At 55.3% G+C, this 13,731-nt stretch carries 11 protein-coding genes; 10 read left to right on the top strand and 1 reads right to left on the bottom strand.

The genetic code is table 11. The annotated features are described in order from the left end of the window. The first annotated feature begins 63 nt into the window (after positions 1-63). Entirely contained in the window at positions 64-333 is a 270-nt protein-coding gene (gene rpsO / locus Q0X28_RS06425) for a 30S ribosomal protein S15 (RefSeq protein ID WP_053961424.1), read from the top strand. A 226-nt stretch (positions 334-559) separates the two neighbouring features. On the opposite strand, the gene Q0X28_RS06420 is transcribed toward rpsO, so the two are convergent. Continuing rightward, a complete protein-coding gene (locus Q0X28_RS06420) occupies positions 560-1,045 on the bottom strand; it encodes a phosphoribosyltransferase (RefSeq protein WP_296237703.1) in 486 nt (161 codons plus the stop codon). A 461-nt stretch (positions 1,046-1,506) separates the two neighbouring features. On the opposite strand from Q0X28_RS06420, the gene Q0X28_RS06415 reads away from it, so the two are divergent. From Q0X28_RS06415 to Q0X28_RS06375, 9 genes are all read left to right on the top strand, one after another. Then, a complete protein-coding gene (locus tag Q0X28_RS06415; protein ID WP_298577162.1) occupies positions 1,507-3,750 on the top strand; it encodes a polyribonucleotide nucleotidyltransferase in 2,244 nt (747 codons plus the stop codon). Between the two features lie 464 nt (positions 3,751-4,214). Then, positions 4,215-5,933: a sodium:solute symporter family protein gene (locus Q0X28_RS06410; RefSeq protein ID WP_298577160.1), complete on the top strand. Its 1,719-nt coding sequence runs from the start codon at positions 4,215-4,217 to the stop codon at positions 5,931-5,933. 12 nt (positions 5,934-5,945) lie between these two features. Then, a complete protein-coding gene (locus Q0X28_RS06405; RefSeq protein WP_296237289.1) occupies positions 5,946-6,272 on the top strand; it encodes a hypothetical protein in 327 nt (108 codons plus the stop codon). Positions 6,273-6,409: 137 nt separating this feature from the next. Next, a complete protein-coding gene (galT, locus tag Q0X28_RS06400; RefSeq protein ID WP_298577158.1) occupies positions 6,410-7,591 on the top strand; it encodes a galactose-1-phosphate uridylyltransferase in 1,182 nt (393 codons plus the stop codon). After that, on the top strand, positions 7,584-8,891 hold the full coding sequence (gene galK, locus Q0X28_RS06395) for a galactokinase (protein WP_298577156.1): 1,308 nt from the start codon (positions 7,584-7,586) through the stop codon (positions 8,889-8,891). Before galT ends, galK begins: the two co-directional genes overlap by 8 nt. A 138-nt stretch (positions 8,892-9,029) precedes the next feature. Next, positions 9,030-9,785, top strand: a complete 756-nt coding sequence (gene dapB / locus Q0X28_RS06390; RefSeq protein ID WP_298577154.1) for a 4-hydroxy-tetrahydrodipicolinate reductase — start codon at positions 9,030-9,032, stop codon at positions 9,783-9,785. After that, a complete protein-coding gene (gene thyX / locus Q0X28_RS06385) occupies positions 9,782-10,531 on the top strand; it encodes an FAD-dependent thymidylate synthase (protein WP_296237282.1) in 750 nt (249 codons plus the stop codon). Before dapB ends, thyX begins: the two co-directional genes overlap by 4 nt. 107 nt (positions 10,532-10,638) lie before the next feature. Then, entirely contained in the window at positions 10,639-11,544 is a 906-nt protein-coding gene (gene dapA / locus Q0X28_RS06380) for a 4-hydroxy-tetrahydrodipicolinate synthase (protein ID WP_298577152.1), read from the top strand. Positions 11,545-11,736: 192 nt separating this feature from the next. Next, positions 11,737-13,605: an RNase J family beta-CASP ribonuclease gene (locus Q0X28_RS06375; protein WP_298577150.1), complete on the top strand. Its 1,869-nt coding sequence runs from the start codon at positions 11,737-11,739 to the stop codon at positions 13,603-13,605. The last annotated feature ends 126 nt before the right edge of the window (positions 13,606-13,731 follow it).

Here is a 13,731-nt window from a genome sequence, read left to right as displayed (position 1 = left end):
CCCCGGATATCAAGGGGAGGAGGCTCTATTGATACACGACACTGAAAAACAAGGAGTAATCTCGTGGCCCTTTCGTCCGCCGAGAAGAAGGAAATCCTCGCCGAGTACGGCCTGCATGACACCGATACCGGTTCCCCGGAGGCCCAGGTGGCCCTCCTGTCGAAGCGCATCTCTGACCTCACTGAGCACCTCAAGGTTCATAAGCACGATCACCATTCGCGTCGTGGCCTGTTGCTCCTCGTTGGTCGTCGCAAGCGTCTGCTCAAGTACCTTGCAGATGTCGACATTGAGCGTTACCGCTCCCTGATTGAGCGTCTTGGTCTGCGTCGCTAAAGTGCGTCATCAGCACGAGACATAGCTGACTGACGTTCAGCGCATCTAAGCCTCTCTCTGTGGAAGTTTTTCCAGGTGAGGGGCTTTTTTGTGGATAGGTTCCAGGCTACGTGCGGAAGAGTCCATCCGGTGGACACTTCCGCACGCAGGTAGATGACAGCAACGACAGGAAAGTGGCCCCACTCCAGGGAGAAGAGCAAGGCCACACGTTCGTTATCTGCAGAAACTATGCGCCGTCGGGGAATTCCACGGGCGGTAGGGTAGACCACGGGAAGTTGATCCACCGATCGGTACGCTTCCACACATACTCGCACTTTACCGTGGAGTGAGGCTTTTCGAAGACCACTGCACAGCGCACATCAGCGACGTATTCTTGTACGAAGTCGTAGACGAATCGAAGTGTGGCACCGGTATCAGCCACATCATCAGTGATGAGTACACGAGCGCCCTGCAGCATGCCCGGCTTCGGAACTGGAGGGAGCATAACGGGGAGATCGAGGCGTTCGTTTATACCGGTGTAATACTCCACGTTCATCACATGAAGGTTCTTCACATTGAGGGCGTAGCCCAAAGCGCCGGCGACAAAGAGTCCACCCCTGGCAATAGAGAGAATGAGGTCGGGCCGGTATCCGTCATCGGCAACCATTTGTGCAAGCTCACGAGAGGCGGAACCGAATCCTTCCCACGTCAGTACTTCACGATCAGGCGACATATCGGTCACGGTGTAGCCTTTCTAGTGCGGTGCGATTCTCAAGAGTGGGGGGACGCACGGTTTCTGCGCGATGATTCTGCAGTGTCATGAACACAAGAATCACATCGATTGTTAGGTTCTAGTATGCCGGAAAAGATCCGAGGGGGCGTAATAGGGGAGAGGTGACCTGCAGCACGTCAACTCGTAGGAACACGCCCACGATGCTGCTGCTGCATGTTCTACCTCGGGATTTGCTACACTAAAAGTGTCACTAAAGCCCGCCTGAGGCTAACCCATTGGAGCTGACCTACGTGTGAACGGTCCTCGGTGGTGGTTGTCGGACCTATTCTCTTCGCAAAATCCTTTCTGACGTGGCATAAGACGAGCTGTGTCGAGGTGTGAGGAAAGGCAGTGCTCCGGCAGCTTCGATCGATGACCATGTTTCCGACTAGGTGGCTCCCAGACGAAAGATGCATAACCCTATGACTGAACTCCGTGAGTTCGAGGTGGAAGAGGGCGTTTTCGAAACCGAAACCACCATCGATAACGGTGCTTTTGGCACGCGTAATGTCCGTTTCGAGACTGGCCGTCTGGCTAAGCAAGCTGCGGGTTCCGCAGTTGTGTACCTTGATGACGAAACGATGATGCTGTCGTGCACGACTGCTTCTAAGCAACCCCGGGAAGGTTTTGACTTCTTCCCGCTGACAGTTGACGTGGAAGAGCGCATGTACGCTGCGGGACGGATCCCCGGCAACTTCTTCCGCCGTGAAGGTCGTCCGACCACTGACGCTATTCTTACCTGCCGTCTCATTGACCGTCCGCTTCGCCCCAGCTTTGTGTCCGGCCTGCGCAATGAGGTGCAGGTGGTTGTCACGATGCTGAGTCTGCGTCCCGGCGATATCTACGACTGTGTCGCCATCAACGCAGCGTCCTGCTCTACCCAGCTGGCTGGTCTACCGTTCTCCGGGCCGGTCGGTGGTGTCCGGATCGCCCTTATCCCCACTGAATCCAACCCGGAGGGGCAGTGGGTGTGCTTCCCGACTGTCGAACAGCTCAAGATGGCTGTGTTCAACATGGCGGTGGCCGGCCGTATTGTTTCTGAGGATGACGGCACTGGTAAGCCGGAGATCGCCATCATGATGGTGGAAGCTGGCGCAACCGAAGAGGTCGTCGAGCTCGTTAACGGTGGAGCACAAGCACCCACTGAAGAGGTCGTTGCAGGTGGTCTGGAGGCTGCCAAGCCCTTTATCGCACAGCTCTGCCACGCGCAGCAGCAGCTTGCTAGCGTAGCCGCCAAGGAAACCGCAGAGTTCCCCCTCTTCCCGGCTTATCAGGATGATTCCTTCGAGGCTGTGGAGAAGGCCGCCAAGTCGGAACTGGAGAAGATCTACACCATCGCAGACAAACAAGAACGCGAAGCTGCCGACTCCGAGCTCAAAGAGAAGGTGTTTGAAGAGCTTGCTGAGCAGTTCGAAGGACGCGAGAGCGAGATTGGCGGAGCCTACAAGGCCATCACCAAGAAGATCATTCGACAGCGTATCCTTAAGGACCACTTCCGTATTGACGGTCGTGACGTCACCGATATCCGTGCCCTTTCTGCAGAAGTTGAGGTCATTCCGCGCGCACACGGGTCCTCTCTCTTCGAGCGCGGAGAAACCCAGATTATGGGTGTGACCACCCTTGACATGCTGAAGATGGAACAGCAGATTGACTCCCTCGGTCCCGAGGAGAGCAAGCGCTACATTCACCACTACAACTTCCCGCCTTACTCCACGGGCGACACTGGCCGTGTTGGCTCACCGAAACGTCGTGAAATTGGTCATGGTGCTCTTGCTGAGCGCGCTCTGCTGCCGATGATCCCGTCTCGTGAGGATTTCCCCTACGCCATTCGTCAGGTTTCCGAAGCTCTCGGTTCCAATGGGTCCACCTCAATGGGGTCGGTCTGTGCCTCGACCATGTCGCTCCTCAATGCAGGCGTGCCACTGAAGGCTCCGGTTGCAGGTATCGCAATGGGTCTGGTTTCCGACGAGGTCGACGGTGAAATGCAGTATCAGGCGCTCACCGACATCCTTGGTGCCGAAGACGCCTTTGGTGATATGGACTTCAAGGTAGCTGGCACCAAGGACTTCATTACTGCCTTGCAACTTGACACTAAACTCGACGGCATCCCCTCCCAGGTGCTGGCGACTGCTCTCACACAGGCTCGTGATGCACGCCTCACCATCCTTGATGTGATGAATGAAGCTATTGACGCACCTGATGAGCTGAGCCCTTACGCTCCGCGGATTACGAGTATCCAGATCCCGGTTGACAAGATCGGCGAGGTCATTGGTCCTAAGGGCAAGCAGATTAACGCCATCACCGAGGAGACTGGTGCCAATATCTCCATCGAGGATGACGGTACGGTCTATGTCTCCGCCACCAATGGGGATGCCGCACAAGCTGCTATCGACCTTATTAACGCGATTGCTAACCCGCAGCTGCCAAAGGTTGGTGAACGGTTCCTCGGCACGGTGGTGAAGACCACCGCCTTTGGAGCGTTCGTGTCGTTGCTCCCAGGACGTGATGGCCTGGTGCACATCTCGAAACTGGGTAAGGGTAAGCGCATTGCCAAGGTCGAAGATGTTGTTAATGTTGGCGACAAACTGCAGGTGGAAATCGCTGATATTGATAAGCGCGGCAAGATCTCCCTGGTGCCCGTAGATGATAGTGACGGCAACGAGTAAGACGTCTTTACTCATGCCACGTCACGGTTAGCGATAGCGTCGTAGCAGACGCGTTCTCTACAGTGTTCTGAAGCCCCGATCCTTTTCTAGAGGGTCGGGGCTTCAGTATGTTGTAGCGGTGGCAAGTAGTTTCACTGAATCGGTTCTCCTGTCGTGTGTAAACGGCCACTCTAGGGCTGTATAGAAACCCCAGCTAATCCCCATCCCGCCCGCTAAGCATGAGTAAATACTGCATGAGAAAACGATTCAGAAGAGCTCTACCAGTTGCCAATTTTCATTTTCAGGAAGTTCTGGACTGTTAGTGTAATTCCAACTGAGCAAAACGTTCGGTACCTAGGGCGTGCCTCCACGGCCACCAATGAATGACAACAATGTCCGGTCATAGTCTCGCTTTAGGTGTGAATTAACCGCTGGACAGTGCACTGTCACATTGAGAGCGACAATGGGCAACTCGAAGGAGACCAATGATCCTCGCTGAAGGCGCGGTAGACTTCAGGCTAGACGCCATCTGGGTGGACTACCTGATCATCGCAGTATATTTCTGCTTCATTCTGAGCATCGGCATGCTGGCTCGACGCAAGGTTTCGAGCAGCATCGACTTTTTCCTTTCTGGGCGTAACTTGCCCGCATGGGTTACCGGTCTGGCATTCATCTCTGCCAACCTCGGTGCCACTGAACTTATGGGTATGTCCGCTACTGGTGCGCAGTATGGCTTCCCGACTTTCCACTACTACTGGGTAGGTGCGATTCCCGCCATGCTGTTCCTCGGCGTGGTCATGATGCCCTTCTACTACGGCTCCAAGGTACGTTCGGTGCCAGAGTTCATGCACGAGCGATTCGGGGTGGGAGCTCACCTCGTGAACTCCATCTCGTTCGCACTCTCACAGCTGTTCATCGCGGGTACAAATCTCTACCTGCTGCAGCTTGTGGTGAACCGCCTCTTCGGTCTACCCATGTGGGTGTCCCTTATTATTGGCGGCATTATCGTGCTGGCCTACATCACTCTCGGTGGTCTTTCCGCCGCTATCTACAACGAAGTTATGCAGTTTTTCGTCGTGGTGGCGGGCCTTCTTCCCCTGACCCTTATCGGTCTGCACCGTGTGGGGGGATGGAACGGACTCAAAGAAAAGGTCATCAATGATGGTCTACTGGGCGAACAGCAGCTGCACACTTGGCCGGGTGAAGCCCTCTCCGGTTTCAACAGTCCCGTCCTTTCGGTCATTGGTATCGTCTTCGGCCTCGGCTTCGTGCTGTCCTTTGGTTACTGGACCACTAACTTCGTCGAGGTTCAGCGTGCTATGGCCTCCAATACCATGGATTCTGCTCGCTGTACCCCGATCATCGGTTCCTTCCCCAAGATGTTCATTCCCTTCATCGTCGTGCTGCCCGGTATGATCGCCGCAGTTCTCGTGAACGAAATGATGGCCTACAAGGGAATGGCTTACGCTAACGGTGCTGATGCCGCCACCCTAGCGTTTCATGGTCTCAAGTACAACGACGCCATTCTGCTGCTAATGCGTGACGTGCTTCCTAACGGCCTTCTCGGTGTCGTTCTGGCTGGTCTGTTAGCATCCTTTACCACTGGTATGGCCGCCAACATTTCCTCTTTCAACGCCGTCTTCACCTACGACATCTGGCAGCGTTACATTAAGAAGGACAAGGACGACAAGTACTATCTGAATACGGGACGTATCGTTACCGTCGCCGCTACCATCCTTGCTATTGGTACCTCTCTGCTGGCTGCATCCTTCTCCAACCTGATGGATTACCTGCAGACTCTGTTCGGCTTCTTCAATGCACCGCTATTCGCAACGTTTATTGTGGGTATGTTCTGGAAACGCATGACTCCGACCGCAGGCTGGGTCTCGCTACTGTGCGGCACCTTGTCCGCCGTTGTGGTCTTTATCCTTGGCCAGGTGGGCGTCATTCACCTGCCGGGCCAGGGCCTCGCCTTCATTTGCGCCATTACCGCCTTCGTGGTGGACGTGCTGCTTGCCGTAGTGGTCTCCATATTCACCAAGCCTAAGCCGGCGAGCGAGCTGGTGGGCTTCGTTTACTCCGAGACCCCGAAGGAACACTTCCACGATCCGCGTGATGCTGGTCGTGCGTGGTACCGCCGTCCGGTCCCGTTGGCCATCATCTCGCTGGTGCTGGTCATCGCTCTCAACATCATCTTCGCTTAGGAGTGAATACCCATGGCTAAGAAGACTACGACCGCTGGCGCCTTCGACGTCCGCAACATTATCGGTCTACTACTGACCATCTACGGTGTCATTCTGACGCTCCTCGGTGCCGTGTCCTACGACGCTGCCGATGCTGCAAAGACCGGTGACATCAACGCTAACCTCATCGTCGGAATTGTCCTTCTGGTGGTGGGTGTCTTCTTCCTCGTGTGGGCAAAGGTTCGCCCGCAAATTGTTCCGGCTGACCCGGAGAGCTTTACTGAGGAAGCTGCCGACATCGAAGATAAATCAATTGCTAGTGGCGATGCTTTTGTGTCCCTCGAAGAGGACAAAAAATAGCTGCTGCTCGCTTTCGTAGCGTGTATAGAGACAGACCCCGCTCGCCATGGATTGCCACGCGAGTGGGGTCTGTTTCGCCATAATAGGTACAAGGGCAGTCCCGCACAACATTAAACAACTTACTTATGAGGAGTACTGTGTCTCACACGGAAAAACGACCCGCTTCCGAGCCAGCGGGGGATGTGACTCCGATCGTCCGGAAAACAGTAACAACGCTGTCTGATGGACGCGAACTGATCTACTTTGACGATTCCGAACCCTATCTATCTGGGGGCGACACCCGCGAACTTCATGACGGGCGAGATCTTCCCAAATCCACCCCGCTTAGCTCTATGCGTCGTGATCCTTTGACGGGTGACTGGACAGCGCTGGCAGCACACCGGATGAACCGGACATTCATGCCACCGGCGAACGAGAATCCGCTAGGTCCCACGAAACCCGGGCAGTTGCCAACTGAGATTCCGGCCGACGATTACGACGTTGTCGTATTCGAAAACCGTTTCCCGTCCTTCGCCCGTAGTGCTTATCTTGATGAGGAATTGCCCAGCACGGTAGATGGGATGGAGCTTGTTCCCCAAGCGCCCGGACGCGGCCGTTGTGAAGTTGTCTGCTTCAGCCCCAACCCCACGGGAAGTTTCTGCGAGCTGTCTGAGCGACGCGCTCGCACCATCATTGAAGCGTGGGCAGATCGAACCTCGGCGCTATCTGCTCTGGATGGTATTGAGCAGGTGTTCTGTTTTGAGAACCGAGGGGAGGAAATTGGGGTCACGCTACAGCATCCGCATGGCCAGATTTACGCTTACCCCTTCCTTCCGCCGCGCACGGAAGCTATCCTTCGGCAGTCGCGCGCCTACTTCGAGAAAACAGGACGGCAGCTACAGCACGATGTTGTGATGGCGGAGCTTGACGCTCGCACCCGGGTGGTCTTTGAGAGCGAGTGTTGGTTCGCCTACGTGCCTGCCGCCGCGAAGTGGCCGTTGGAAGTCATGCTGGTACCCAAGCGGGATGTTCCGGATTTCCCTGCACTCTCTGAAGAAGAGCGTGCTGAATTGGCAGTCGTGTACCCGCGCTTGCTGCGCCAAGTTGATCGATTCTTCCCCGGAATTGAGAAGACTGCGTACATTGCAGGCTGGAACCAAGCACCAGTGAATGAGGGACGCGAGTTCGGTCGTCTCCATTTGCAGCTCTTCAGCCTGCGTCGTTCCTCCGACAAGATGAAGTTCCTCGCTGGTTCTGAGTCTGCCATGGCGGTGTGGATTAACGACACTACCCCCGAACGTATCGCCGAACGACTCCGAGAGGTCGCAGAACATGAGTGACACATCTGTCATGGTGAGTGCTGACGCTGCTGCACAGCTCTTTGTTGACACTTACGGTTATGAACCTAGCGGGGTATGGTCTGCTCCCGGACGCGTCAACGTTATTGGCGAACACGTCGATTATGCTGCCGGTATCTGCCTGCCTTTTGCGATTAACCGCCGCACCTACTGCGCTGCTGCACTGCGCGAGGATGGAGTGATACGTCTCGCCTCCCGCCTTCCCCATTCCCGAAAGGCGTCGCAGTGGGAGGGGAAATTGGCTGAAGTAGGACCTGGTAGCCCTAGCAGTTGGCCGGGATATCCAGCGGGCGTCATCTGGAGTATGTGGCAGGATGCCGAAGCTATCGGTGTCAACTTAACGGAGAACTCAGGCTTCGACATGGTGTTTGTCTCCGATGTTCCGTTGGGTGCAGGTCTATCCAGTTCTGCCGCTATTGAACTTGCCGCCGCCTGTGCGGTTTTCGATCTCACCGGACCGGGCTTGGAGAGTCTGGATGAGGGGCGTGTCGACGAGCCCTCCAATCACCTTGTTGCAGCGTGTATTCGTGCTGAGAACGATGTTGTGGGTGCGTCGACAGGCGGTCTAGACCAGTCGGTATCCTTCCGCGGACAGGCAGGTGAAGTGCTTGAACTCGACATGGGTGAGAATTCGGTCGCGGAGGTTCCTTTCGACCTCGATAGCAATGGCCTCGCCATCCTCGTTATGAATACCAATGCTCCGCATAACCTTGGTGATGGACAGTACGCCTCCCGCCGTGCAGTGGTTGACCGTGTGATGGAAGGCCTCAACGTCACTGCTCCGCACCGGGAACACAAGCTTGTCGATCGTGCCGTCGAATGGGCTGCAACTCAGCCTGAAGCTGAAAAGAAGAAGAACAAGCAAGCTTGGTTGGATCTCGTCGCACGACGAATGCGCCACATTGTGACCGAATCTCGTCGAACGGAGTCGCTCGTTGAGGCTCTGCGGAAGGGAGCACTTGGTGACCCTAAGGACGCTGACGCGGTACATGGTCTCGAGTCAGTTGGTGGTTTAATGACGGCCTCCCACGAGTCACTCCGTGATGACTATGAAGTCAGTTGCCCTGAACTCGATAGTGCGGTTGATGCGGCTCTCGAGTGTGGTGCATGGGGTGCACGGATGACCGGTGGCGGTTTTGGTGGTTCTGCGATTGCCCTCATCAATGCAGAGGACGTCGACAAGGTGGAAAAGGCAGTACTGGCCAGTGCTGTACACCTTGGTTTAGCTGCACCTAGCTTCATAGTAGCTGTTCCAAGTGAAGGTGCTGGCCGCGATAGGTAGCATTGAGTGTTTAGAAGAGTGTGGAGCCCAGTCGTGTGACTGGGCTCCACACTCTTGCCACAGAGTAGACTAGAGCACAATATGAAGAGCTGGTGCTCATGTAGAATCCCTTGAGCCCGAGGGAGAGAAGGACAGAAGATGGCTGAACTGGTGAAAGTCGGTATAGTAGGTGCCCTCGGTCGAGTCGGCAAGACCATGTGTGAGGCAGTAAATGCTGCCCCAGATCTAGAGTTGGCTGCCACTGTCGATCGCGACGACGATCTGCAGACTTTTGTCGATAATGGTGTTGAGGTCATCATTGACTTCACCCACCCCGACGTCGTTATGGACAATCTGGAGTGGCTCATTAAGCACGGTATTCACTGTGTGGTCGGAACCACTGGCTTTACCGAAGAACGTCTAGCGCAGGTTCGCAGTTGGTGCGAAGAAAACCCTGGTGTGGGGGTTATCATCGCCCCTAACTTTGCTATTAGTGCTGTGCTGTGCATGAGTTTCGCTGAGCAAGCTGCGAAGTTCTTTGAATCGGTGGAAGTTATCGAACTTCATCATCCAGATAAGGCGGATGCTCCATCCGGTACCGCTGTGACTACGGCACAGCGTATTGCGGCAGCCCGCCACGCCGCTAACGTTGCTGATAGTCCTGATGTTACAACCCAGAGCCTCGAGGGAGCACGTGGTGCGACAGTGGATGGAGTACACGTCCATGCCGTTCGTTTGCGTGGTCTTATCGCTCATCAGGAAGTTCTCCTCGGGGGTCCGGGAGAAACCCTCACGATTCGGCAGGACTCCATGGATCGAACGAGTTTCGTACCCGGTGTTCTGCTGGGTGTGCGCGAAGTGGACAAGCGTCCTGGTCTTACCTTCGGTCTTGATGAGGTGCTGGGCCTAGCATGACCAACCTGGTCACGATGCGCGTTCAACTCGTCGCTTACACACACTTTGAACCGCCTGCAGATCTCTCTTGGGAAACAGATGCGGAGGGTGCGGAAGCGCTGACTGAGTTTGCAGGCCGTGCCTGCTACGAAACGTGGGACAAGCCTAACCCCCATACGGCGACAAATGCTGGGTACATCCGACACGTGCTAGAAGTGGGGCATGTTTCGCTGCTCGAGCACGCCAATGTGACGTTCTATATCACGGGTATTTCCCGTTCTTGTACGCACGAACTCATTCGTCACCGGCACTTTTCCTATTCGCAGCTCTCTCAACGATTTGTGCCGGAGGAGGATGCACTTGTTGTTCCGCCCCCCGCTATTGAAGACGATCCTGAATTGGTGGAAGTGTTCACCGCCGCCGCTGACCAAAGCCGGGAGGCCTACCGAACTCTGCTTACTGCTTTAGAAGAGAAGTTCGCGACTGAACCGAATGCTCTTTTGCGCCGTAAACAGGCTCGTCAAGCAGCCCGTGCAGTTCTCCCAAATGCCACGGAAACGCGCATAGTGGTGACGGGAAATTTGCGGTCGTGGCGTCACTTCATCGGCATGCGGGCAACCGAGTATGCGGATGTGGAGATCCGTCAGCTGGCTATTTCATGTTTGCGACAGCTACAAAACATCGCCCCTACTGTGTTCGGAGACTTTGAGATCTCCGTGCTGTCCGACGGTTCAGAAATTGCCACCAGCCCGTATGCCATGGATTGAATCAGTCTGGCCAACCGGGGGCACTATAGTGAAAGAGTGCTGAGGATCGCGCTTTAACATAGTCCTCAGTTCCTCAATCATCGAGAGAAACGGGTAGTCTAAAAGCTATGACGAACGGAATGGCCAGCACTCGCGCTGCAGAGCACTTTGGAACCGTCCTTGTCGCAATGGTGACCCCCTTCGACAAGGATATGAAGCTCGACATTGACGCAGGTGTAAAGCTCGCCAAGAAGCTTGTCGATGATGGCTGCGATGGCCTTGTACTGGCTGGTACGACTGGTGAATCTCCGACGACGTCCACTGAAGAAAAACTGACACTGATGCGTGAGGTAAAGGCAGCAGTGGGCGATCGTGCCAAGATCGTGGCGGGAGCTGGGAACTACAGCACGGCGTCTTCCATTGAGTTGGCGCGGAAGTCGGAAGCAGCAGGCGCAGACGCACTGTTGGTCGTTACTCCCTACTACTCGAAGCCCCCGCAAGAGGGTCTTTACCAGCACTTCAAAGCAGTTGCTGAAGCCGTCGATAGCCCCGTGATGCTTTACGACATTCCTGGGCGTACTGCTACCCCGATTGCTGAGGAAACGGCCATGCGGTTGGCGGAAGTCCCCAACATTGTGGCTATCAAAGAGGCTAAAGGGGACCTGGCTGCCGGTGGTCGTCTCTACCAGAACACCGAACTAGCCCTCTATTCTGGCGATGATCCTATCAATATTCCGTGGCTTTCCGTTGGAGCCACAGGATTCGTGTCAGTGGTGGGGCACCTGGCCTCTCGCACTCTGCGGGAGATGCGGAATGCGTTTGACCGCGGCGATCTCGCCGAGGCCTTGCGGTTGAATGCCACCATGTTCCCGCTCAATCGTGCCATGGCTCGTTCTGGTGGAGTGAGTTTCGCCAAGGCTGCCCTGCAGCTCATTGGTGTACCCGTCGGTATTCCACGATTGCCACAGGTGCCACTTGATGCTGCCACCATGGATGTTTTAGCAGAAGACCTGCGTCAGGTAGGTGTGCTGTAAACAGGGCGCTTCGGCAAATCTGCTATGAGTATGACGTCACCGGGACTATCTAGAGGGATGAGATGGTTATGGTGGAGGGGGAGACATTCGAACCACGGGGTGCCGTTGAACGCTGTCGCATCTTTTTAGACCGCTCGCGACGATGACCGTCGCCTTATCCCCACAGCGGGGATACACAATTGAAGGATAAGTATGTCTGATACGAAACGTACCGGCCGCAAGCGCGTTACTCGCCGCATGGGGCCGCCTGAGGCTAACTCCGAAACTTTGGCCTATGATAACGACAACGCCAGCTCCACCAACTCTTCTGCAGAGATGTACACCGAGTCGAATTATGGTGGTGTGCACATGATGCAGGGGATGGACCTTTCTGAACCGCTCCCTTCTCCCGCTCCGCTCCCCCCGGGGGCTATGCGACTAGTAGCTCTGGGAGGTGTGTCCGAAATCGGTCGTAACATGATGACCTACGAATACGACGGGCGCATTCTTCTCTGCGACTGCGGTGTGCTGTTCCCCAGCTCATCGGAGCCGGGGATCGATCTGATCTTGCCAGACTTTGGATACCTGGAAGATCGGCTCGATGATATCGAGGCACTTGTTCTCACCCATGGCCATGAAGACCATATTGGGGCTATTCCCTTCCTTCTCAAGCTGCGGCCAGATATTCCCATCGTTGGCAGCGAGTTTACAAATGCTCTGGTTAAGGCGAAGTGTGAGGAGCATCGGCTGCATCCACATTGCATCAATGTGACGAGAGAATCGAGCCATAGGGCAGGCCCCTTTACCGTCGAGTTTTTCCACGTGAATCACTCGATCCCGGGAGCACTGGGTGTGGTAGTGAAGTCCCCAGCTGGGGTAGTTGTGCAAACCGGTGATATCAAAGTCGATCAAACTCCTAAAGATAATCTGCCCACCGATCTGCCTGCGTTGTCCCGTTTTGGTGATGACGGTATAGATCTCATGCTCGTCGATTCGACGAATGCCACTCATAAAGGTTTGGCTCCGAGCGAAGCAGAAATTGAGCCAGCCTTGCGTCGCCTCATCCGCGATGCGCAGGAACTTGTTGTTGTGGCCTGTTTCGCTTCTAACGTCACCCGCGTACAGATGGTCGCCGATGCCGCCGTGTCGGCACATCGTAAGTTGGCCTTGAGCGGGCGCTCAATGGTCCGCAACATGGCTATTGCCCGTGAGATGGGTCTCTTCACTATCTCAGATGACGACCTTATTGACGCTCAGGATATTAACAAATACCGTCGTGACGAGGTTGTTGTGATGACGACGGGTACTCAGGGAGAGGCGATGGCGGGGCTGGCGCGTATGGCGCGCAGTGAGCACCGCCAGGTAAGTCTGCAAGATGGCGATACCGTCATCATGTCCTCATCTGTGGTGCCTGGTAATGAAGAGACTGTGTTCGGCATGCTAAATACGCTTGCACAACGCGGTATCAAGGTTATTACTAACCACGACGCGAATATCCATGTGTCGGGACACGGTTACTCTACTGACCTCCTGTTCCTCTACAACGCAGCTCGCCCATCGAATGTGATGCCGGTTCATGGGGAGTGGCGTCATCTGCGCTATAATCGCGATTTAGCAGTTTCGACGGGAGTCGCTCCGGACCGCGTGGTTTTCGCTGCTAACGGTGTGTGTGTTGACCTCTTCGAAGGTCGTCTATCGATTGCGGGGCAAGTACCGGTAGGACACCTGTATGTTGACGGCTTGTCGACCGGTGATATTAGCAGTGATGTGTTGGCCGATCGCGCCATCCTGGGTGAAGGCGGCTTCATCGCGGCTACGGTAGTGGTTGACCGCCGCTCTGGACAGCCGCTTGCTACTCCGCAGGTGATGGGTAAAGGCTTCACTGATGAGCCGGATGCGCTGGATGATGTGCCAGAGTTAGTGGAGAAAGCACTACGGAAGCTGGCAAAAGAGGCAGAGAATGATCCGTATCGTATGGCGCAAACAGTGCGTCGTACGGTAGGGAAGTGGGTGGCGAAGAAGTGGCGTCGTCGTCCGATGATTGTGCCTACCGTCATCATGGCGGAGCCGCCGCAGGAGTAGAACCACTGGTTCTTTCCGCCGGTTTTGTGCACGACAGTGTGTTACCAATGTTATTAGTGTGACTAAAGGGGTTACACTAATACCGTCAGTATGCCTTCTTGATTACCGCAGGAAAGGACCCCGCTT

Origin of the sequence: uncultured Lawsonella sp., from assembly GCF_947252745.1 — a bacterium.
Classification (GTDB): domain Bacteria; phylum Actinomycetota; class Actinomycetes; order Mycobacteriales; family Mycobacteriaceae; genus Lawsonella.
The sequence above is the reverse complement of the archived record's forward strand: the minus strand, read 5'-3'. Positions and strand labels throughout refer to the sequence as shown.